This is a genomic window from Vibrio cincinnatiensis, from assembly GCF_022113815.1.
In the GTDB taxonomy this organism is placed as follows: Bacteria; Pseudomonadota; Gammaproteobacteria; order Enterobacterales; family Vibrionaceae; genus Vibrio; species Vibrio cincinnatiensis_A.
The window spans coordinates 277,117-298,176 of record NZ_SGOM01000002.1; the positions used below are offsets into that span (position 1 = coordinate 277,117).

The following is a 21,060-nucleotide window of genomic DNA, read 5'->3' on the forward strand; positions in this document are numbered from 1 at the left end:
ATAGGCTTAATTCCTTATCAAAATATAGTTCAGTTTACTCAATGGGGCGAACCAGGTTTTAGCCCCATGGTTAATCACGTCTTAGCTCAGCATTAACGCTCGGTAAGCGCTTTAATGAGTACCGATGTATCCATACGCCCAAACCCTTGCGAAGATAGCTCCTGATACCTTTGAGCCGTGTTTTCTGTCATGGGTAACTGAATTCCCTGCCGCTTAGCCTCGTCGAGACAAAAATCGAGATCTTTAATCATCCAATCAATCGCAAACCCAAAGTCAAAACGCTCTTCAGCCATAGTTATGGCTCGGTTTTCCATCTGCCATGATCCGGCCGCACCATTTTTTAAACAAGAAACTAAGGTGGGAATATCTAACCCCGCTTGTTTTGCCAGTACTAAGCCTTCAGACAGACCATTCAATACACCAGCAATACAAATTTGATTCACCATTTTTGCTCTTTGCCCTTGTCCTACTTCCCCCATCAAGACAGATGAGCGACCATAAGCATTAAACACTGGCTGAAGCTCACTAAAGAGCACATTATCGCCGCCGCACATAATGGTGAGTTGTCCATTTTCAGCACCAGCTTGCCCACCAGAAACGGGAGCATCCATAAAGAGAATACCAGCCTGAGCAGCAGCTGCTGCCACTTCTTGGGCCAGTAAAGCTGAAGTGGTAGTATGGTCCACTAATATTGCTCCCGGCTTCATGTAAGCCAAAGCACCTTGCTCATGCGTGGTCATACTACGGACATCGTCATCATTACCGACACAGGTTAAAACAACATCCGCTTGCGCGACACACTCAGCCACTGAATTTGCCGCTTTTCCACCATACTGTTTTGCCCATGCTAACGCTTTCTCAGTGGTACGATTAAAAACGGTGACCTCAAACCCAGCTTTAACAAGGTGCCCAGCCATCGGATACCCCATGACACCTAAACCAATGAAACTGACTTTCATACAAACTCCTTTTTATTTTTCTCTCCGCATTAAACCCTTTCATACGAAAAGCACCTCGAATCCCAAACTGATTACGGCTGGAAGGTCTATGTTTATTAAAGTGATGATGCTCAATGATGGTAAGTGCAATTTGCCTCAATCAATAGAGACAAAAAAGCCGAGATAAACTCGGCAGTTAGCTTGTTTTATGCGATATCCGCGTTGTGGTAAACCTGTTGGACATCATCGCAGTCATCCAACATGTCTAAAAACTTCTGGAATTTTTCTGCATCTTCGCCACTAACAACTGTCTGATTTTGTGGAACAAAAGTAATTTCTTCCACATCAATGGTTAGCTCAGGAAAGGCATTCGTTAAGGCTGTTTTTGCTTTAAAGAATTCAGTATTAGGAGCAAAAACGGTGATAACCCCCTCTTCCGATTCAATATCGGTAACATCAACATCTTCCATCATCAGAGCTTCTAGCACGGACTCTTCGTCATCACCTTTAAACTGGAAAACAGCTTGATGATCAAACATGTGTGCCACAACACCCGGAGTACCAATTTTTGCGCCCGTTTTTACAAAACATTGGCGAACGTCTTGATAAGTACGATTACCATTGTCGGTTAAGCAGTCAACGATTACACTTGCACCACCAGGACCAAAACCTTCATAGCGTGCTGGTTGATAATCTTCCCCACCACTACCATTCGCTTTATCAAGCGCTTTTTCGATAACGTGTGCAGGAACTTGATCTTTCTTCGCTTTTGCAATCAGGTGACGAAGCGACAAGTTCATGTCAGGATCCGTACCACCATTTTTTGCACATACGTAAATTTCTTTACCATACTTGGAATAAACTTTAATCTTTGCGCCTTGAGTCTTGGCCATAGAGGCTTTGCGCACTTCAAAACTTCTTCCCATTGGGATGTTCTCTCTAGTTCAATTTAATGCGACGGGTAAACAAAAATGTTCCATTTTTGTTTAATAATGAACGCTACGCGACACCCATTATTCGTTTATATTTATCCACTGACTGCTGAAACCACTCCTTTTCTTGCTCAGAAACCAGTTTGGAAAGCTGCTTAGTGACCACATCAGGTCCACATTTTGCCTGCTTCATCTTCCAAACTAAAAAAGAAGCCTGTTTATCTAGCTCTATTTTGTTTTTCTGCTCTGCATCGAGTAATGCAAGGTTAAAAGGCATGAGAAAATCTACAATCAGTCAAACGTGGGGCTGAATATAGCATAAAAATGATCAAAATTCAGAAGCAAAATATTGCCTTAGCCCCCTAAAATCAACAAAACCGCAAAAAATAAAGGGTGGCTAATGCCACCCTTATCAATTCGCCATTTAGGCACTTCTAGTGAAGTAGACCCAATTCCTTTGCTTCCTCAATGGTTAAGCCGCTTTCTCGTATTTCTCGTAGTGTTTCAATACGACGACGAGCTTCGGCAGACTTAAGATTTTTCACTGGGCGTTGTGTCTCTACTTCATCCGTGAAGTCCCACTTATTTGCGATATTTGTTATTTCATCATGGTCAATTGAATTTATAGACATTGCAACCTCCGAACAAACCATGTCAGGGACAAGTAATCTGTAGCAAAAGGCGAAAACCTTGTTAAGCAGATTTAAGCCAGAGTGTGACTAAAGCGAGAGTTCGAGTATCTAATCAACAAATCACTCAATTATCTTTTGCTCAACCTTCAGTATAGAAGTACATTTGAGGAATTATCTTCAAAAAACAAAACAGATCAATCTCTCATTTATAATCGATTTCCGCGTCTGCTAAAGACTTAAGTCACGATTGTTTATTTTATCCATACTGAATTATCTTAGTAGATCCCACCATCAAGATCCCAATGTCCTAGTGATCAAAATTGACCTACAAAAAACAATGGAAACATGATCAAGGGATCATGAAATTAGAGAGGAAATATCCTTTGGATCAGCAAAAAATTAGGATAAAAAAAAGCGAGCCCTTGGGGGGAGCTCGCCAACATCATATTTGAATGTAACAATATGAGCCAATCTATCAATATTTAGATAGGACAAAAGGTTGTCTATTCGTAAAGAATCATACCGCTGTCTTACCGTCAGCATTGTCAAAAAAAGGTCAAGGTTCGGTTGGTTTTTTATCTCTGCCATATCCTATTAAATACCGATAGCAACATCATCAAGCGCTCGAAATACGGTATCATCCAAATGCCCTTCATAAACTAATTTACACACTTTTCGACGCACCGCTAGGCCTGAAATCACGCGTTCGATAGACAAGTGTTTGTCACTATTTTGTTTATTATAAAGATCAATAATCTTACTGAGCGTTTCGTAAGGAATGATATCATCATCAGCTCTTAACCAATCAAGCTTCTCTATCAACTCCTGACACTCTTCTCGAATGGATGAAGGTGCATGTCCAGTCATTGCCGCGAGCGCTGTAATACTACGTTCTAGAGCCTCTGGAGAGGTGTATTTAGATAGCGTGATGGTTATCTCATCAGCATTAATCTCAACCAAATGTTTACGCTGTTTGACTCGACGGCCAAGCTTTCCACGTGGAGAAGGGGCTTTTCTCTGAATCGGCTCAAATTCACCATCAATAATTTCGGATAATTCATCCAATCGTTGTTTAGAAACCATTTCATTACGCAATGGATTTGGCAGTGTTGGAGCCATATTGCGCTTGCCCGCATTGGTAGTTTTGGCGCGAGAGTAACGTAGAACTTCTTCAACATCACACTTTATGTCAACCTGATAATCGGTAATTTTGTCTTTTTCGAACAAGGTATTCACCGTTAAATGGTAACCCCATAAGTTAACCATGAAGTGATCGTCGGCTTTATCTTTTTCAGCTAAACGTCTTAACTCTCGGATCAAATCCATCGAAAAACGCCGCCACTCAATGTTTCGAGCAAGCTTTTGATTCAATTCGCTCAACAACATCACATCGGTATGACGGCGTGACATACGGCTACGAAAATACGAGTAGAGCTGAAACACTAAGGTGTGTTGTTTTAAAATTTCCGGTGGAAATAAGAAAAAATAATCTCGAGTCATCAATTCTTCAAAAAATGAGGGTTCCCAAACTAAGATATACAAATTAGGTTTGATGCGAATCTCACCATCACTGCCTTCGGTAGGCGCTTCTTCTGAAGCGGTGATCGTGCGTGCAAGAAAACGGAAACGATCACTTTTGAAGCCTTCGGGCATATTTTCACTTAGCCAGCGTCCTGTTAATTCATGCAATTGAAAGTCCGTAAACTCGATTCGATCAATACTATCTCGGATGGAATCACGTGCTGGACCGCTGTCTTTTTTGCCCCTCAAGGACAAAATATCGGTAATATAGAGCGGTGTCTTATTGGGAACATATTTAGCATTGAGCTGATAGTCTTCTTGATGATGATCATGGTATTGCACCGTTAAAGTAAACAGGGCAAATAAAGTCATAAGATCGTCAACGGTCATAATATTTTTTGATGATCGAGTTTCAATTACGGCGCGAGTACCTGAAATTGATACCATTGATTTTTGATAACTTTTTCGAGTCCGTGGAGGAGCCAGTGCCTGATCAATGATCCCAGCCCAATTGGTGGGGGAAACCACAAATTGATCAGCTTCATCTTTCATTGCTGGGGGAGTATTTAGGCCATGTTCGTGCAATAAACGCTGGTTTACTTGCGTTTGTGCTAACGCTTTTGACCGTTTACGTTTTTCCGTTTGTTTAACCGATTCAGTGACTAAACTGGTAGAACCTAAAACCGAAATCAATTGATTTGGATTAACAAAGCGGTGAAGCATGGTTTTTCCAGCAAGCCCCTCTTCAAAACGAACAGGAACTTGTTTAAATAAACCAATGGCGACAGCTGCTCTTAAACGTTGTTGAATGGCTGCCCTTGTAAGTTGACCATCCGTTGCTTCAATCAGCTCTGTAGTCGATACCAAGCCATCTCGGCTTCGAAAGCCACGCAATGAAATTAAGTTCAATAGTTCAACAATACTTTTTGTAACACCTTTGAAATGCTGATATTGCTCAATCCAATCCACGGCGGCTTCTGAAACTTCAAAGAGATGGCCATCTTTGTGGCTTCTGGGGGCGTTTATCAGCAATTTTTCTTCAGAGATCATGTTCATTCCGTATTGCACTAGCCGTAATATCGCTATAGTTCCAAGAAGCATAAAGAAAAAGTGATCATAAATAAAGAGAAATTTATTGTTTTTAAATAACTGATCTTTTTGATTATTCTGATAAGTATTGATTAATATGATCTAATGATCAGGCTGCGGTTTTCACTTTAACTCATTGGTTTTAAATAATATTTATTTTTAACTTCTTGAAGCATGATCATGTCAAATCTGCAACGATGATCATCGTTATTCAGTAAGCATGATCAAACAAGGCTCGAACGATGATCATCAAGTGTTCGAATCTATGATCAATGGCTCGCAGGATCAATGATCAAGAAAGATACACAACTTATCCACATTCATTGGGGAGAGATTGTTCTCCATTGATACTTTTGCTGTTTTTTCCACCTTGTTAAGCCTTGGAACGATGATCAAGATAACGGGAAATATAAGAGATTTTCGGATAACGGACATCTGGATATGATTGAGTGAACACTTGGTACAGACTTCCCTCGCCTATTGGCTTTACAGTATGATAACGAAAGCATGATCATGGCTATTTTCCTGTTTTTCTTTCCCTTATTTCAGTTTCTTTTTATGGCTAATTAGGCTTACTTATCTAGGAGGAAGCCTGATTGTAATTGACATTAACCGTAAATCACTCCGTTTTTATCATGCTTCCGGTGGTGGATAGAGACTTGATCATCTTTCCGTTATCTAAGGATCCTTTTTTCCACCTCGATGGGTTCTAATAGTACCGATTTACTCCTTGATCATTGTTCCCTAGAGCGTGATTTTTATGGAACGATGATCATGATAGCATCCTTGATCATCGTTCCATTCTATTGTGTGAGCTCTCTTTCTAACCAAATCGAGATATAAACAATGTCGGGAGGCTAAATTTTCCTATTCTATGCTTGTTTTCTCATTATACTTACTCGCTGTGCCTTAAATTACGTCATTTTATGAGGTTATATATGCCCTTTTTTAGAAAAATAATGGCAAAGCTAAATTGAAAATACATCTACCGTAGTTTATCTATTCTGAGTAATCGTTCCGATGAGATGGCTTTCAGGATTTAGGTGCCTTATTTTCCATCTTCTCTTTTTTATGTTGAATAAAATGATTTTCTCTTCTCTTGGATCAATTTTCTTCGGTTTACATTGTAAATATGTGACGTTGTAATATTTAAAATTTTCACCTTAATTAAGGTATTGTTAGCTAAATTTCAAAGAATATGACCGTCAGCATAATGTCAATAATACGTCAATTGATGTCTGTATTTCTATTTATTGTGATTAGTATCTATAAGTGAATGTTCACCTTTTTATTGTGTGTATCGTGAATTGCTGTACAATGGGTGGCTGGGAATCAGTTATGGAAATGACTATGAAAAGAGAACAAACAATAGAGAATCTCTATCAGCTTGCTGAACAGACTCAGCAGGTGCAAGCTGATCGAATAGAGATTGTATTAGAAGAACGTCGTGATGAGCATTTTCCTCCAATGTCAAAGGCTTTGATGGAAACTCGCTCAGGTTTAACGCGTCGTAAACTTGATGAAGCGATCGCTAAACTAGAGGCGGCGGGGCATCAATTTACGAAAAATAATGCGAATCACTACTCTATTTCTCTTGCTGAAGCTCATATGCTGATGGATGCGGCTGGGGTACTTAAATTCCATCAGCGAAAGAAGAATACAGACAATAAACCTTGGATCATCAATGTACAGAACCAAAAAGGGGGGACGGGCAAGTCCATGACCGCTGTGCATTTGGCGGCTTGTCTAGCGCTTAATTTGGATAAGCGCTATCGTATCTGTTTGATTGACTTGGATCCACAAGGCTCTTTACGTCTGTTTTTAAACCCACAGATCAGTTTGGCTGAACACAGTAATATTTATTCAGCGGTTGATATTATGCTGGATAATTTCCCTGAAGGGACTGAGATTGATAAAGCCTTTTTACAAAAAAATGTTCTACTACCGACTCAATACCCTAATTTAAAAACCATTTCTGCCTTTCCGGAAGATGCCATGTTTAACGCAGAGGCTTGGCAGTATCTTTCTCAAAATCAATCATTAGATATTGTTCGTTTATTGAAAGAGAAATTGATTGATAAAATTGCCGATGAATTCGACATTATCATGATTGATACTGGGCCACATGTGGATCCTTTAGTATGGAACGCGATGTATGCGTCAAATGCACTGCTTATTCCTTGTGCAGCTAAACGTTTGGACTGGGCTTCCACGGTTAACTTTTTTCAACATTTACCGACCGTTTATGAAATGTTCCCCGATGATTGGAAAGGGCTGGAATTTGTTCGCTTAATGCCGACGATGTTTGAAGATGATAATAAGAAACAGGTGTCTGTTTTAACGGAAATGAATTATTTATTAGGTGATCAGGTGATGATGGCAACGATACCTCGTAGCCGTGCTTTTGAAACTTGCGCCGATACTTATAGTACGGTTTTTGATCTTACCACCAGTGATTTTGAGGGCGGTAAGAAAACCTTAGCAACCGCACAGGATGCGGTGCAAAAAAGTGCCTTAGAATTAGAGCGTGTACTGCATACACATTGGACTTCATTGAATCAGGGGTAAATAAAAAATGGCAATAAAAACGTCTGAGCTGAATGCGAAGTTATTTGGTAAAGCAGATAAACGACGAGCTTCAACCCCTCAAGAAGCGCAAGCTGCTGCGAAAGCGCAAGCTCAAGTGATTGAACTTGCTGTGGCGGGTGAAGATTTGGTGACTTTTGAATTGGTCCGAATTCCTGCTGGTGAAATAGAAGAAAAAACCGTTGTTTTTGCTCAAAATGCCCGTGAGCAATCCTTTCTTAATGAACATGCATTGGCTGACATTCTGAATTCATTACGTGAACGTGGTCAACAATTTCCAGCAGTGGGTCGCCGGAAAGAGGATGGTAAAATTGAGGTGTTAGATGGTAGCCGCCGTCGGAAATCATGCTTGTTAGCCAAGCAAGATTTTTTGGTCTACGTTGCCGATAACATCAATACTGAGCATGCAAAATTCCTTTCCGATGTTGCCAATGCACATAAACCGCTCTCGCTGTATGAAAAAGGAAAAGAGATGCAAGCACAGCTCGATAGCGGTGCTGCAGAAGATCAAAAAGCATTAGCGAAAATGTTCCAATGTAGCGAAGCTTTAGTGAGTGGTGCATTAAAAGCGGCTTCATTACCGCTGGCTTTATTACAGGCCTATCCAAACGTGGTTGAACTCGGTCGTCCGACAATTGTTAAGTTACACAAACAATTTAATGAGCTGACAGAGGAGCAACAAACGGAACTCTTGGCTAAATGTCAGCAACATGATGGGTATGTTTGGCAGCATTGTCACTCACAAGGAGTCGCTCGTATTACTAAAGAAGTGACGGAGACGATTGAAGAGTGGATTCAGTCTCTGGTTCCCCCTAAAAAAGTAGCCAGTAATAAGGTCGAATTGGTCAAAGGCCGAGCTCACTATACGCGTAAAGGGCACCTTTTGACGGTGAACCTGCAGAAAGTGGATGATCGGTTGATGCAAGACATTCTTGATTTTGTGCAGCAAAAGTTAAGTTAACCAGAATAAAATAGCCCGCATTAGCGGGCTATTTTATAGGAGTCACTATTACATTATTGATTACGCAACCGTTGCCAATATTTATCATAGATGGCCAAAGCTTCCGGTCCGACATCATTAATAAATTCCCCTTTTACCATCTCTTCTTCTGTTGGATAAATGGTTCGGTTATTGCGTAAAGTGTCGGGTAATAGCGCTCTTCCCGCTTGTGTGGCTGAAGCATAACCTAAGCTATTGACGATCTCCGCTTGGTTTTCTGCTTGAAGCATAAAATTGATAAACTTATGTGCCAGAGCTTTATTTTCACTGCCCGATGGGATGGTGTAGTTATCCATCCACAATACCGCGCCCTCTTCTGGCATTACAAAAGTGAGTTCCGGCAATTCTTCCTGACCTTGGTAAGCATTACCATTCCATTGCATGCCCAGCGTGACTTCTCCGGAGACATAAGGAACATGGGGGGCATCTGAGTTATAGAGCAATACGTTGGGTTTCAAGGCGACTAATGATTGGTAAGCCTTTTCTATTTCTGATTCCTTTTTCGTGTTAATACTAAATCCATTTAACTTGAGTGCCATACCAAAAACATCACGCATATCATCAATCAGCATGATTTGTTGCTCATATTGAACGTCCCATAGGTCTGCCCAGCGTGATATGCCCTGTGGTAAAAAGGCGTGGTTGTAGCTCAACCCGGTAATTCCCCAGATGTACGGAAGAGAATAAGTGTTATTGGGATCGTGAGCTTGACCAAGTAAGGATGGCATTGCCTCTTTCATATTAGGAATTTGCTCATGATCTAATTCGCTAAGTAACCCTTCTCGCCCCATTTTTTCGATAAAATAGGCGGAAGCGAACACCACATCGTATCCAGTTCCTTTGAGTAGTTTTAGTCGGGTGTACATGGATTCATTATTTTCAAACGTTGAATAATGAATGGAAACCCCTTCTTGTTCTTCAAAGTGCTTAAGTGATTTTTCTGGCAGATATCCTCCCCAAGCGTATACATTGAGTACTTTTTCTTGTGCGCTTATTTGGCTAGAGGCTGCGATAGCGGCGATGAGCAGTCCTTTTATGAAAGATTTCATTGCATTTTTATTCCTTAATATCCAGCCCCATGCTGGCGTTCAGGTGCATAATTAGTCAAATTATCCTTTCGATAAAGCAAATATAATTTGTCGTTATGAATAATTTTTTTAGTTAGTTTATATAAAGGTTTCCAAATTTTCTGATGATAAATCGATTACTGGGGGTGTGGGTGAGCGACTTGTGCTTGTGCTACCATAGCTGCTTCTGTTTTATGATCTGATTTGTTATGACGAACTCAATGATAAATTTTGGCGAATATCTCAAACAGCTGAAATCTTCGGCATGCGCGAGCAACTATCGGTTAGGCTTATATTTTCAAGCTGAGATAGAATGGGCGCGATCGGTACTGAAATATGGTATTGATCAGCTTGATAGCCCCACTATTTTTCAGCTAGGTGGACCTGATTTATTTTCTACTCAAGCCATTGCGTATAACCAAGGTCAACGTTTGTTAGGACAAGAATGTGATGTTTTGATCTGTGACTTGTCGACGGGATGGGATGCCAATAGTTTTAGTGCAGCATTGGGGACTTTAGTTGGTGGCGGCTTGCTCTTTATTTTGGGCCATAACGAATCGCTCCTTAGTGCGGACAAACGTTGGTTGACCCGTGCTTTACATCAACTGATGGTGATTAACGAGCAAGAATGGCCAGCGATTCCTGTCTGGAATCAGGAGAGTCAGCCACAGAGCTTTGATCAGCAAACGATGGTCGTTGAGCAGATTATTCGTGTGGTGGAAGGGCACAGAAAACGGCCATTGGTATTAACCGCTGATCGTGGACGCGGCAAAAGCAGTGCTTTAGGTATGGCGGCGGCTCGCTTAATGCAGTCTCGTTCACTTTCAATTATCGTGACCGCACCGACGCTTGCTGCTATTGCGCCCGTATTTGATTTTGCTTTGCGTTTATTGCCTTCTGCACAATATTCGAAAGGCGTTCTCCGTTATCAAGCGTCAGAACTTCGTTATTTGCCTGCAGATGAAATACAGCGTTCTCGTCCAGCATGCGATCTATTATTCGTTGATGAAGCTGCCGCGCTCCCCCTTCCTTTTCTTCAATTATTTGTTGAACATTATCACCGAGCCGTTTTTTCGAGCACCATTCATGGTTATGAAGGATGTGGGCGAGGTTTCACACTTAAATTTCAACATTGGCTAAAACACGTTCGTCCACAGACGCGTGCTTTGCATTTGGAACACCCCATTCGCTGGTCAATAGGCGACCCTGTCGAAGCATGGCATCGGCAAGCTTTTTTACTTAATGATGAGCTGGCATTGGAGGTTGATGAACAGAATGTGGCGGAGGTGCTCTATCATCCTGTCACCAAGCAGACACTTTTGGAACAACCAGACGTATTGAAAGCGGTTTTTTCATTATTGGTTAATGCTCATTATCAAACCTCTCCTAATGATTTGTTTCATCTTTTAGCGGACGATAACGTTCAGCTTTTTATTGCTCGCCAGCAACAACATTATTTAGGTTGCCTTTTAGCCATACGGGAAGGTCAACTTGATACGGCATTAATTAAACACATTCAACTCGGAAAGCGTCGTCCTAAAGGACATCTCGCTCCAATAACTATCGCAAATCAGTTAGGAATCTCTCAGGCTGCTTACCAGTCATGTTGGCGGGTGATGCGTATTGCTGTCCATCCTGCCAAACAAAATCAGGGGCTTGGCAGTGCTTTATTACACCATTTTATTGAACAACACCCTTGCGACTACTTTGCAACCAGTTTTGGTGCGACGGCTGAGTTGATTCATTTTTGGCACAAAAATGATTTTCATCCGATAAAAATAGGTTCACATCGTGACCAAGCTAGTGGTTGCTATTCTTTGTTGATGGTCTACAGTAAACACGTTGATTGGCTCGATAAGGCGAGAAGGCAGCTTGCTCCTTATCTGCAATATGAACTGAAAGAGACTTTGCAAGAGTTGGAGCCAAAGGTTGTTCGAGCTCTGCTAACGTGTGTTATGAGATGGCATGAAAATAAACTCAATACCGACGCTAAAACCCTCATTTATCATTATGCTCTCGGCGGCGCAAACTATGAAAGTGTGGCGGTTTGGATAGAACAGTGGTTGCTAGAGATGCCTATCGATCGAGTTTCTGATTTACTCATCGCAAAAGTATTACAACAACATTCATGGCAATTTTGTGCCCTTCGCCATGGTTATAGCGGCCGAAAACAGGTAGAGCACCATTTACGATTACAATTAACCGATCTTATGGCTGATTTACAGTGTAAACTCCAGTGATAAAGTTCGACATTATTTACAGTGTAAATCAGCACTGCTAATTTAGGAGAAGCTGGTGAGATGATCGTCAACCAAGTAATGAATGACAAACGGAAAACAACTGGGCATATAATGATTAAAACATCGAACTCATCGCTAATACAGAGTAAGCCCCTATTTACGCCTAAGATGGAAAACTTTAAAGTTAGCTTGGCTTATGAAGGATTGTCATTAAAGGCAGGCAGCGAGAAACGCTCGATTGAAGAGCTAAAACGTGATTATGCGCGATAAATATGGAACAAAACACGATAAGTATTGTTATCCAGATACTGAACTTCTGGTTAACTTACTGAATATACAAGATGCTGATCGGTTTGCTGAGGCTGAAGCGGAATTTACTGCCTACCGTTATCGTCATTATCAATCTTCCGTGCGTAGTTTAGTCGATTTTCATTTCGCTCATTACAAATACCTACATTACTATTTGTTTCAAGATCTCTACGCTTGGGCTGGCCAGATTCGTGAAGTGGATATTGCTAAAGGAAGTACTCGATTTTGTACCGTAAATCGAATTGAACCTGAAGCCGAAAAAATTTTTTCAAAAATTCCACTTCTTAACCATGTATCTGACCGGGAAGTATTGATCGAAGCCATTGCGGATCTTTTTTGTGATATCAATTTATTGCATCCATTTCGTGAAGGTAATGGCCGTGTGGAGCGTTTCTTTTTTGAGGAAATGGTGTTCATTCTCGGCTATGAACTTACTTGGCCATCGATTACTCAACAGCAGTGGATTGAAGCGAATATTGCAGGTGTGCATGCGAATCTTGTCCCGTTACAAGCAATATTTTCACAGGCGCTTTCTGTACCAGCCTAATGCGGAGCTACCACAGTATTGCATCGATACCGTGTTTCTGATGATAGCGAGTACCCTATAAAAGCCTTATCGGGGGTTATTGATTATCAAGATGGCGTGAGTATTCTTGAGGAGGATAGCCAAATTGGTTTTTAAAGGCAGCAATAAAACTACTGACACTTTTGTACCCTAATGCATGCGCTACTGAGGTGGTACTCTCTCCTTGAGTGAGTTTGTCGAGAGAGTTCATTAATCGAAATCGGCTTCTCCATTGTCTAAACGTTGTTCCTGTCTCTGCTTTAAATAACCGTTCAATGGTTCTAACGCTCGCTCCGACTAATTGTGAAAGTTGAGGCAAGGCGTGGGGAATGTCTGGATGAGTCACCATATGATTAATTAATCGCTGTAATCTTGGATCCGTACCAGATGGTAAGCGTACTTTTAGCGGACGAAGCAGTTCTAATTCATCAATCGCAACCAATCCTAATCGTTGTAACCTTGCTTCATCAATCGGAGAAACCGTTTCTTCGGTTAGCCTTAGCATAATTTCCCGCATCAGTGAGCTCATTGCGAGCATGACGACACTTTTTTCGTGCTCTCTAACTGAGTAAGAAGGGTCAATGTAAATGTTGCGAATTTTTGCACTGGTTTCGCTGTTCACTTGGTGATAAACCCCGCTTGGAATCCACATCGCATAAGTCGAAGGTACAACCCATATCGCTTGCTCACTGGTGACTCTTAATACGCCAGAGGCGGCCCACAGAAGTTGCCCTCGGGGATGCGCATGAGGAACGATGCCCGATTCTGCTAACATGCTGCGCCCATGCGTTAATACAGGGCGATTGGCGTCCAATGTATAAGCGACATTGCTGGGAGATAACATTGTCGCTTTGGGAATGTGCATTGTCATAATTTGCCCTTAAAACGTCATCGGTTGTCGGCTATCTTAGAAGACGACACACTTTTTGTACATTCGTTCTCTGTATTGGGGCCTAAAATATGTTCACACGCGTCAGTATCAAACAAGTTTTGATCATCGGAGTGCTGCTAGTATCGGCGTTGATGGTCATGTTTCCACTTTCTGATCATTCGCTTCATTTCTCTTATAGTGCCGCTGTGGTGTTGCTGACGTTGGCACTTTGGAGTACGGGAGCATTACCTCCATTTTTAACGGGTTTAATCTTTTTTGCGTTGGCTGCGGTTTTTCAATTGGCTGAACCGAGTTTGTTATTTTCCGGTTTTTCATCAACGGCAGTCTGGCTGATCATCTCTGGTTTTGTCATTGGTGCAGCTATTTCATCATCCGGTTTAGGTGATCGTGTTGCCGCCTTAATTGCACCGTTTTTAACGCTCAGCTATTCTCGGCTCATTTTTGGCTTAGTGGCGACGGCGATGGCACTAGGGTTTGTTATGCCTTCATCTGTGGGACGAGCCGTTGTCTTAGTTCCAATTGGTATGGCTCTAGCTGAACGTGTTGGGTTTAATAAAGGCAGTAATGGACGAATTGGTATTGCTGTCGCACTGGCCATTGCGTGTAATATGCCTAGCTTTGCGGTGTTACCATCCAATATTCCCAATATGATTTTGGCGGGTTCCAGTGAAACCTTATTTGGTTTACATTTCGGCTATACAGAATATTTATTACTGCACTTTCCCATTTTAGGTATTGTTAAGTCCTTATTGCTTGTTTGGTTGGTATTGCGCCTTTTCCCCGCAGTAATTACGAGTCCGGAGGTGGCTGAAGTGGCTCCGACGGCGGATGATCGTAAGCAGCAGACAAAAGTAATTGCATTACTTGGTGCCACGTTATTTTTCTGGGTGACCGATTCGATCCATGGCGTTAATCCTGCTTGGGTCGGGCTAGCCACAGCGGTTATCTTACTGATGCCAAAATTTGGTGTGGTTGAGCCCAAAGCATTTAATCGTTCTATTGATTTTGCCACGGTCATTTTTGTTGCGGCGGCGTTAGGGTTGGGTGCATTGGTGAATGTATCGGGCCTTGGGGCATCTATGGGGCAGCTATTTAGTCATTTATTACCTACGTCCAGTGATAATGATTTCTTAAGTTTTATGGCATTATCGCTCATTTCAACCCTGACAGGTTTGGTTGCGACCATTCCAGGTGTACCGACGGTGTTGTCTCCGATGGCTGCCGATTTTGCTCAGGCAAGTGGTTTTTCTTTATCTGCCGTTTTAATGACCCAAGTCATCGGCTTTTCTACCGTAATTTTCCCCTACCAAGTGGGGCCATTGATTGTGGCGATGCAACTCTCCAATGAATCGTTAGCCAAGCTAGTCAAAGTTACGTTGCCTTTGGCTGGGATAACGGTTGTCCTGTTAATGCCACTAGACTATTTATGGTGGTTATTATTAGGCTGGATCTAATGGCGATTTCACCTATTCGATCATCTATGGCAGGCTGAATGAGCGTCTCTATTTTACTTAGATCTCTTATTCAGTTTGCCGTATCATGAGATACGCTTTTTCATTGTAGATGTTCATGATAACTCAGATTCCGATTTCCTCTTCTATTGATTCCCTTTCCTCATCTTCAGTCAGCTGTTCTAATTGTCGAGCTTGCTGTTGTCGGCTCGAAGTGATGATTATTAGTGACACTGGGGTGCCTAAACAGCACATCGCGGTTGATCAATGGGGAGGGGAAACGATGCGTCGTTTGGAAGATGGATGGTGTTCGGCTTTAGATCGTGAAACCTTTATGTGTACTATTTACGAACAGCGGCCTTGGGTTTGTCGCGCCTTCGAAATGGGGGACTATGAATGTTTACAAGAGCGTACATTGCTTAACCCTTAGATCTTGTTAGGATGATAATAATGAAAGTATTAGATTGCCGAGCTCAGCGCTATGCACGGCTTACTCTTTTTTCTTTGCTGATGTATGGCTACTCTAGTTCTGTTTGGGCATCTCCCTCTTGTTCTGAGCTTACCGGATGTGAGAGAAAGCAGTGTGAAATTGAAGTTCAAATAGATCGTGCTCAGCAACAGGGCAACAAGAAAAAAGAACAGGGTTTAACGAAAGCCTTACGAGCTGTACACCAATCTTGCACTCCTGAGCAATTAGCTGAGCAATTACGAGAGGCTATTGAGGAGAAACAAGAAAAAATAAAAGACTACCAAAATGATCAGCGAGAAGCTGGCCGTGAGGGAAAAGCTAAAAAAGTGGAAAAATATCAGAAGAAAGCCGAACAGCAACAAGCGGAATTAGACCGCTTGCAACAAGAGTTATCTGAGTTGTTGGCTCAATAATACTCTAAGCTGTCGCTGGTTCTTGTGTGACATTAATGTCTATTCACTATGGGTACACTTTAGGAGATTAACATTAGACTTAATGCTGATTTCAAGCGGTTGAAAAACTTTTTGCCTTTGGAAATAATCTCGACTATTTTTGTAAAAAATGGGTTAGTTCTGCTGCTTTGCTCCTGCTAGCCTACGCCCCACAGAATTTCTCTCGGTGAGAAATTGATATCAGCATGGGTTACCCTCTCAGGAGCAAAAGATGTCTAGCGTATTTTATATTCCTTCCACGAATTTAATGGGCCCAGGTTGCCTAGCTGAAGCGACTCAAGTTATTGCATCTCATGGTTTTAAGCGAGTTTTGATTGTCACGGATCGGTTCCTAAACCAAATGGGTGTGGCAGATAAGGTCATGGCCTTGCTTAGCCAAGTCGGAGTCTCTTCCGTTATTTTTGATGAAACTAAACCGAATCCAACAGTTGAAAATGTACAAAAGGGATTAGCAAAATTACAGCAAGAGCAATGTGATAGCGTACTTTCTCTAGGCGGCGGTTCACCGCATGACTGTGCCAAAGGTATTGCACTATTAGCCGCTAATGGGGGGGAAATTAAAGATTACGAAGGCGTTGACCGTTCGGTAAAACCACAATTACCCTTATTTGCTGTTAATACAACGGCTGGGACGGCATCAGAAATGACCCGCTTCTGTATCATTACCGATGATGAACGTCATATAAAGATGGCGATTGTGGACAAGCATGTGACACCTATGATGTCGGTAAATGATCCCGAGTGGATGTTGGCAAAACCGGCTTCACTTACGGCAGCAACAGGGATGGACGCATTGACTCATGCGATCGAGGCGTATGTTTCTACGGCAGCAACCCCCATTACCGATGCTGTTGCACTCAAAGCGATTGAAATGATTGAAGCAAATTTACGCCAAGCCGTTAAGCAGGGCGATGATATTTCCGCTCGTGATAATATGGCTTATGCTCAATTTATGGCGGGCATGGCATTTAATAATGCTTCTTTGGGTTATGTACATGCCATTGCGCACCAGCTTGGTGGGTTTTATGACCTACCACATGGTGTTTGTAATGCCGTGTTGCTTCCTCATGTCCAACGGTTTAACAGCCAAGTTGCAGCAGAGCGTTTATGTGATGTTGCCCAGGCTATGGGGGTAAATATCGCTGACATGACGATAGAGCAAGGAGCTGATGTGGCAATTAAAGCTATTTGCCAATTATCAGAGGCGGTCGGTATTCCATCTGGGCTTGCTCAGCTAGGAGTGAAAGAGCAAGATTTTACAGTTCTTGCTGATAATGCCCTCAAAGATGCCTGCGGGTTGACCAATCCTAAAGCAGCGACACAGGCGGAGATCATTGAGATTCTAAAAGCTGCGATGTAATGGTCAGCAGGGTATTCGATGTCAAGTGAATACCCTGCTTGGTCGGTTTATTCCTTTCTCTTACCGCTGTTCCACGTTAATTTCCCGTTTTTCTATTTCGATCATCTCAATACCCGATTATGATAAGAGGATGAAAGTAACGACGCACCGACTGACGAATGAGAACAATCCATAGTTTTAGCCGTGTTGATGAAACACAGTATGCGCTTGCGACAGACAAAGTTAATTTACTTTATTACCACTTACCTAAGCACTTTAGTGGTGAATATCACTGCTATGATATGCCACGTTTATGTACGATTTTGCAAGGCAGCAAAGAAGTTCGCATTAATCAGCACCAGCCATTTCGCTATTCGAAACAGCAATGTGTGTTACTGTCACCTTATACAGATGTCCACATGTCGATGCCGGAGCCAACGAACGCCCTTGTGTATGAATTTAGCGATAGTTTGGTGGATAGCGTGATTGATCGAGTGGAAGAGGTATTAGAGGTCAAGCCCGCTCTTGGTCAAAAGACGAGTTCTTTTCAGCTAGATAAGTTAGATGAACGCCTCTTTTCATTGCATGCTCGGACACAAGAAATACTGAGTAGTGGTGATGCTAACCTTTCTTTTTTACTGGATCTGGTCAGTCAGGAGTTAGTCTATGAACTGCTGAAACGCCAAGGGTGTAACGATATCCTCTCATTGCACCAACATCATCCTATTAGTCGAATCATTCATTTAATGCAATCTGAACAGGGAAGATCGATGTCGGTATCCCATTTTGCTGAGGAAGTGAATATGTCGCTGTCTCATTTTAGCCAAAAATTTAAGCAGATTACTGGACAAACGCCCAGCGCTTATTTAACAGAAATAAAATTGCAGCAAGCTAAATCTTTTCTTCGATATTTGTCTGTAACGGAAGCGGCATTGGAGCTCGGCTATGAAAATATTTCTTACTTTATTCGTTTATTTAAAAATAAGTTTGGCCTGACTCCAAAACAATATCAGGTGCAGTATCAAACCGGAATGTCTGCTGTGGTGAATTGAATAAGGAATAGTGTGAAGGGTAAATAGGCACGTGATGTGCCTATTTACAGTGTAAACACTGTAGCGTTTATACTTTAAATCGACCAACTAACTGATAAAGTTCATGGGCTCGACCATTTAATGTTTGGCTACCACTTCTATTTTCATTGGCCAGATCGGCAGATTGACTACTTTGATCTGAAATAACCACAATCCGTTGAGAAATTTCTTGCCCCACGATACTCTGTTCTTCGGTTGCGGTTGCAATCAGTGAGTTCATATCCATTATCGTTCCTATCGATTGCTGGATTTTTTCTAGCGCTTTAGCAACATTGCTGGCTTCTTCGACGGTTGATGTACTTCGATTTTGGCTGGAATCCATCGCTCTTACCGCATTATCAGAGGCCGATTTTAATTGCTGAATCATGGTGTGAATTTCTTCAGTACTGTCTTGAGTTCGGCTGGCGAGTTTACGGACTTCATCCGCGACAACGGCGAAGCCTCGGCCTTGGTCTCCTGCTCGAGCCGCTTCTATTGCAGCATTCAACGCCAACAAGTTTGTTTGTTCTGCTATATCTTGAATGACCTCCAGTGAACGAGAAATATTTTGTACATCATCCTCCAGTTTGGAGATCACATGGCTAGCTTCTGCAACTTCGACCGCTAAGGCTTGAACAGATTGTGCTGCTGATTCGACGATGGTGTGTGCATCTAGTGCCTGATCTTCAGCCTCTTTTGCTGATTGGGCGGCTTGGCTAGCATTGCTGGAAATTTCATGGGCCGTGGTGGTCATTTCTGTCATGGCCGTAGCAACTTGTTCAGTTTCTTCTCGTTGGTTTGATGCTACATCATCCACTTGCGCTGCTCGTTGCGTCATGGCATCCGTTTCACTTACCACTTGCTGGCCGACTTGATGAACACGTTGAATGATCTCTTGTAAGCTGGCAACGAACATATTGAAATTTCGACTTAAACGGGCAAATTCAGGAATGCTAAAGCTTTCCATACGTGCGGTTAGATCGGCATCACCACTAGCAAAAGAACGAATTGAATTATCAAGAATACCCAAAGGATGCATAATGCTTCGATTGAGTAGAGCAACCATTACACCGACAATTATTACAATCACACCAGCAATAGAAGCTAACGTCCATAAGCTGCTGGTGAGCTGTTCGTCGGCTCTTTTTTCCATGGCTGCAATTTCAGCATCGACATCGTCAGTATAAAACCCTGTTCCAATGGTGAGATCCCACTGCGGTAGGTAAACGGAATAACTTAACTTAGGCAGTGGTGTAGTCTCGCCAGGTTTGGGAAAGTAATAAATCGAGAATTCATTTTTTTTCGCGTTATTGATCAAGTCGCGGATAAGATAGTTACCGTGGCTATCGGTCATGTTGATCAGGTTCTCTCCAAGCCCTGCATCACTTTGCCCGAGTAGCACACGAGTCCCTTTGCTGTCATAACCAAAAATATAGCCATCTGAACCAAATCGAATTTCACGTAAAATCGTCAGCACCTCTTCTAATGATGCCCGCTGTTTTCGCAGTGGTTCGACAGCCGATTCTGCAATGTCTAGATAGGATTTTAGCTCGGCTTTTTTCATCTCCATCATGGCTGAACGAGTCGCCGTCATTTGTTCATGGCTCAAGTTCTTTGTTTCTGAAAAAGTAGAATAAATCATGCTCAAGGTAATGAGCAGTAAAGGGACGATCGATAAAATATAGAGTCGGTGGCGTATAGTCAGATTCATAAGCTTTTCCATCCTAGGTATGCCGAATAGTGACCAACTGAAGGCGATATTTATTATTATTTTCCCTACCTACTTGGTGCAGCGGTGTGATCGACGTCTGTTCTTTTTAAGCAAATCGTTTATTGATGCTGATAAGGGAGAACATACTGACTAACGAGCTGTCACACAAAGTCATTTGGGTATGATCATAATACTGCAGTTATCGTTTTATGTTTGCGCAATAACGGATAGGTTGTTCACATTTCTTACTTATTTTATGACAAGTTTTGGCTTACCTCGCGCGTTTTGGGATGAAAAGGAAAAGAGGGTGTTTTTGTCTTTTAATCCTCCCTGTGGGCTATGGTATACTTCGCAGCCATTTATCAGTAAGAGTGTAATACCATGAGTCTAAAAAATGACATTCAACAACTAAACAATCGCCTTGATTCTTGCCGTCACAAGTTGGATGCAGCCAAAACTCGTGGTGACAGTGCCATGATCAGTAAATTTACCGATGAAGTGGAACAGCTCACCAAGCAGGTAAATAGTTTAAAAAATAAAGCGGAATATGAGCTCAATAAAGAACGAAAGATCCTTTCGGATATGCCTTTTTATCGGGAGCTCACCAAAGCTGAGCAGGCGGATCTCGGTAAACTGAAAAAATCAGTCAAAGGGTTAGTGATTGTGCATCCCACCACTAAAATTGGTAAAGCACTTCGCTTGGAAGCGATGACAGGATTTGCGCCAAAACCGTTTTAATCGGTTTTCCTTAGCAAATAAAAAAGAGCCGAGCATTTTGCTGGCTCTTTTTTATGGAG

General features: G+C 42.0%; 18 protein-coding genes. 10 read left to right on the top strand and 8 right to left on the bottom strand.

The genetic code is table 11. The features are described from left to right. Positions 1–92 precede the first annotated feature (92 nt). The 5 genes from EXA13_RS04235 to EXA13_RS04255 form a co-directional block, all read right to left on the bottom strand. Positions 93–959: an NAD(P)-dependent oxidoreductase gene (locus EXA13_RS04235; protein WP_238132044.1), complete on the bottom strand. Its 867-nt coding sequence runs from the start codon at positions 957–959 to the stop codon at positions 93–95. A gap of 185 nt (positions 960–1,144) precedes the next feature. After that, on the bottom strand, positions 1,145–1,864 hold the full coding sequence (locus EXA13_RS04240) for a YebC/PmpR family DNA-binding transcriptional regulator (RefSeq protein ID WP_238132045.1): 720 nt from the start codon (positions 1,862–1,864) through the stop codon (positions 1,145–1,147). A gap of 73 nt (positions 1,865–1,937) precedes the next feature. Next, a complete protein-coding gene (locus tag EXA13_RS04245) occupies positions 1,938–2,147 on the bottom strand; it encodes a DUF3283 family protein (protein ID WP_238132046.1) in 210 nt (69 codons plus the stop codon). Between the two features lie 157 nt (positions 2,148–2,304). After that, a complete protein-coding gene (locus EXA13_RS04250) occupies positions 2,305–2,502 on the bottom strand; it encodes a PA3496 family putative envelope integrity protein (protein ID WP_078925781.1) in 198 nt (65 codons plus the stop codon). 594 nt (positions 2,503–3,096) lie between these two features. Further along, positions 3,097–5,073: a replication initiator protein RctB domain-containing protein gene (locus EXA13_RS04255; RefSeq protein WP_238132047.1), complete on the bottom strand. Its 1,977-nt coding sequence runs from the start codon at positions 5,071–5,073 to the stop codon at positions 3,097–3,099. Between the two features lie 1,389 nt (positions 5,074–6,462). Between EXA13_RS04255 and EXA13_RS04260 the strand changes: the two genes are divergently transcribed. Next, positions 6,463–7,680 (top strand): ParA family protein, encoded by a 1,218-nt coding sequence (locus tag EXA13_RS04260; RefSeq protein WP_238132048.1) that lies wholly within the window; start codon positions 6,463–6,465, stop codon positions 7,678–7,680. Positions 7,681–7,687: 7 nt separating this feature from the next. Beyond that, the gene (locus tag EXA13_RS04265; protein WP_238132049.1) at positions 7,688–8,659 is read left to right on the top strand and encodes a ParB/RepB/Spo0J family partition protein; all 972 of its coding nucleotides are present in this window, start codon (positions 7,688–7,690) and stop codon (positions 8,657–8,659) included. Positions 8,660–8,712: 53 nt separating this feature from the next. Here EXA13_RS04265 and EXA13_RS04270 read toward each other — a convergent pair whose 3' ends face one another. Further along, positions 8,713–9,747: an ABC transporter substrate-binding protein gene (locus EXA13_RS04270; RefSeq protein WP_238132050.1), complete on the bottom strand. Its 1,035-nt coding sequence runs from the start codon at positions 9,745–9,747 to the stop codon at positions 8,713–8,715. Positions 9,748–9,986: 239 nt separating this feature from the next. On the opposite strand from EXA13_RS04270, the gene EXA13_RS04275 reads away from it, so the two are divergent. Beyond that, positions 9,987–12,005, top strand: a complete 2,019-nt coding sequence (locus tag EXA13_RS04275) for a GNAT family N-acetyltransferase (RefSeq protein ID WP_238132051.1) — start codon at positions 9,987–9,989, stop codon at positions 12,003–12,005. Between the two features lie 259 nt (positions 12,006–12,264). After that, complete coding sequence (locus EXA13_RS04280; RefSeq protein ID WP_238132052.1) at positions 12,265–12,861, top strand: Fic/DOC family protein; 597 nt, start codon at positions 12,265–12,267, stop codon at positions 12,859–12,861. 76 nt (positions 12,862–12,937) lie between these two features. On the opposite strand, the gene EXA13_RS04285 is transcribed toward EXA13_RS04280, so the two are convergent. Then, on the bottom strand, positions 12,938–13,750 hold the full coding sequence (locus tag EXA13_RS04285; RefSeq protein WP_238132053.1) for a helix-turn-helix domain-containing protein: 813 nt from the start codon (positions 13,748–13,750) through the stop codon (positions 12,938–12,940). 89 nt (positions 13,751–13,839) lie between these two features. On the opposite strand from EXA13_RS04285, the gene EXA13_RS04290 reads away from it, so the two are divergent. The 5 genes from EXA13_RS04290 (at position 13,840) to EXA13_RS04310 (ending at position 18,534) form a co-directional block, all read left to right on the top strand. Further along, a complete protein-coding gene (locus tag EXA13_RS04290) occupies positions 13,840–15,225 on the top strand; it encodes an SLC13 family permease (RefSeq protein WP_238132054.1) in 1,386 nt (461 codons plus the stop codon). Between the two features lie 115 nt (positions 15,226–15,340). Next, positions 15,341–15,652: a YkgJ family cysteine cluster protein gene (locus tag EXA13_RS04295; protein ID WP_238132055.1), complete on the top strand. Its 312-nt coding sequence runs from the start codon at positions 15,341–15,343 to the stop codon at positions 15,650–15,652. 20 nt (positions 15,653–15,672) lie between these two features. Then, a complete protein-coding gene (locus tag EXA13_RS04300; RefSeq protein ID WP_238132056.1) occupies positions 15,673–16,104 on the top strand; it encodes a DUF1090 domain-containing protein in 432 nt (143 codons plus the stop codon). Positions 16,105–16,354: 250 nt separating this feature from the next. Then, positions 16,355–17,503, top strand: coding sequence for an L-threonine dehydrogenase (gene yiaY, locus EXA13_RS04305; protein ID WP_238132057.1), 1,149 nt, complete (start codon positions 16,355–16,357; stop codon positions 17,501–17,503). A 158-nt stretch (positions 17,504–17,661) separates the two neighbouring features. Further along, positions 17,662–18,534, top strand: a complete 873-nt coding sequence (locus EXA13_RS04310) for an AraC family transcriptional regulator (RefSeq protein WP_238132058.1) — start codon at positions 17,662–17,664, stop codon at positions 18,532–18,534. A 67-nt stretch (positions 18,535–18,601) separates the two neighbouring features. Here EXA13_RS04310 and EXA13_RS04315 read toward each other — a convergent pair whose 3' ends face one another. Then, positions 18,602–20,263 carry a methyl-accepting chemotaxis protein gene (locus EXA13_RS04315; protein WP_238132059.1) on the bottom strand — a complete coding sequence of 554 codons (1,662 nt, stop codon included), beginning with the start codon at positions 20,261–20,263 and terminating at the stop codon, positions 18,602–18,604. Between the two features lie 381 nt (positions 20,264–20,644). On the opposite strand from EXA13_RS04315, the gene EXA13_RS04320 reads away from it, so the two are divergent. Further along, positions 20,645–21,001 (top strand): YibL family ribosome-associated protein, encoded by a 357-nt coding sequence (locus EXA13_RS04320; RefSeq protein ID WP_078925795.1) that lies wholly within the window; start codon positions 20,645–20,647, stop codon positions 20,999–21,001. Positions 21,002–21,060: the final 59 nt, after the last annotated feature.

Excerpts from the sequence above, each read along its gene's own strand:
- EXA13_RS04315 (WP_238132059.1), bottom strand. The coding sequence starts at position 20,263 with ATGAATCTGACTATACGCCACCGACTCTATATTTTATCGATCGTCCCT.
- EXA13_RS04255 (WP_238132047.1), bottom strand. The coding sequence starts at position 5,073 with ATGATCTCTGAAGAAAAATTGCTGATAAACGCCCCCAGAAGCCACAAA.
- EXA13_RS04295 (WP_238132055.1), top strand. The coding sequence starts at position 15,341 with ATGATAACTCAGATTCCGATTTCCTCTTCTATTGATTCCCTTTCCTCA.
- EXA13_RS04260 (WP_238132048.1), top strand. The coding sequence starts at position 6,463 with ATGAAAAGAGAACAAACAATAGAGAATCTCTATCAGCTTGCTGAACAG.
- EXA13_RS04240 (WP_238132045.1), bottom strand. The coding sequence starts at position 1,864 with ATGGGAAGAAGTTTTGAAGTGCGCAAAGCCTCTATGGCCAAGACTCAA.
- EXA13_RS04250 (WP_078925781.1), bottom strand. The coding sequence starts at position 2,502 with ATGTCTATAAATTCAATTGACCATGATGAAATAACAAATATCGCAAAT.
- EXA13_RS04320 (WP_078925795.1), top strand. The coding sequence starts at position 20,645 with ATGAGTCTAAAAAATGACATTCAACAACTAAACAATCGCCTTGATTCT.
- EXA13_RS04300 (WP_238132056.1), top strand. The coding sequence starts at position 15,673 with ATGAAAGTATTAGATTGCCGAGCTCAGCGCTATGCACGGCTTACTCTT.
- yiaY (WP_238132057.1), top strand. The coding sequence starts at position 16,355 with ATGTCTAGCGTATTTTATATTCCTTCCACGAATTTAATGGGCCCAGGT.
- EXA13_RS04285 (WP_238132053.1), bottom strand. The coding sequence starts at position 13,750 with ATGACAATGCACATTCCCAAAGCGACAATGTTATCTCCCAGCAATGTC.
- EXA13_RS04310 (WP_238132058.1), top strand. The coding sequence starts at position 17,662 with ATGAGAACAATCCATAGTTTTAGCCGTGTTGATGAAACACAGTATGCG.
- EXA13_RS04280 (WP_238132052.1), top strand. The coding sequence starts at position 12,265 with ATGCGCGATAAATATGGAACAAAACACGATAAGTATTGTTATCCAGAT.
- EXA13_RS04235 (WP_238132044.1), bottom strand. The coding sequence starts at position 959 with ATGAAAGTCAGTTTCATTGGTTTAGGTGTCATGGGGTATCCGATGGCT.
- EXA13_RS04245 (WP_238132046.1), bottom strand. The coding sequence starts at position 2,147 with ATGCCTTTTAACCTTGCATTACTCGATGCAGAGCAGAAAAACAAAATA.
- EXA13_RS04275 (WP_238132051.1), top strand. The coding sequence starts at position 9,987 with ATGATAAATTTTGGCGAATATCTCAAACAGCTGAAATCTTCGGCATGC.
- EXA13_RS04270 (WP_238132050.1), bottom strand. The coding sequence starts at position 9,747 with ATGAAATCTTTCATAAAAGGACTGCTCATCGCCGCTATCGCAGCCTCT.
- EXA13_RS04265 (WP_238132049.1), top strand. The coding sequence starts at position 7,688 with ATGGCAATAAAAACGTCTGAGCTGAATGCGAAGTTATTTGGTAAAGCA.
- EXA13_RS04290 (WP_238132054.1), top strand. The coding sequence starts at position 13,840 with ATGTTCACACGCGTCAGTATCAAACAAGTTTTGATCATCGGAGTGCTG.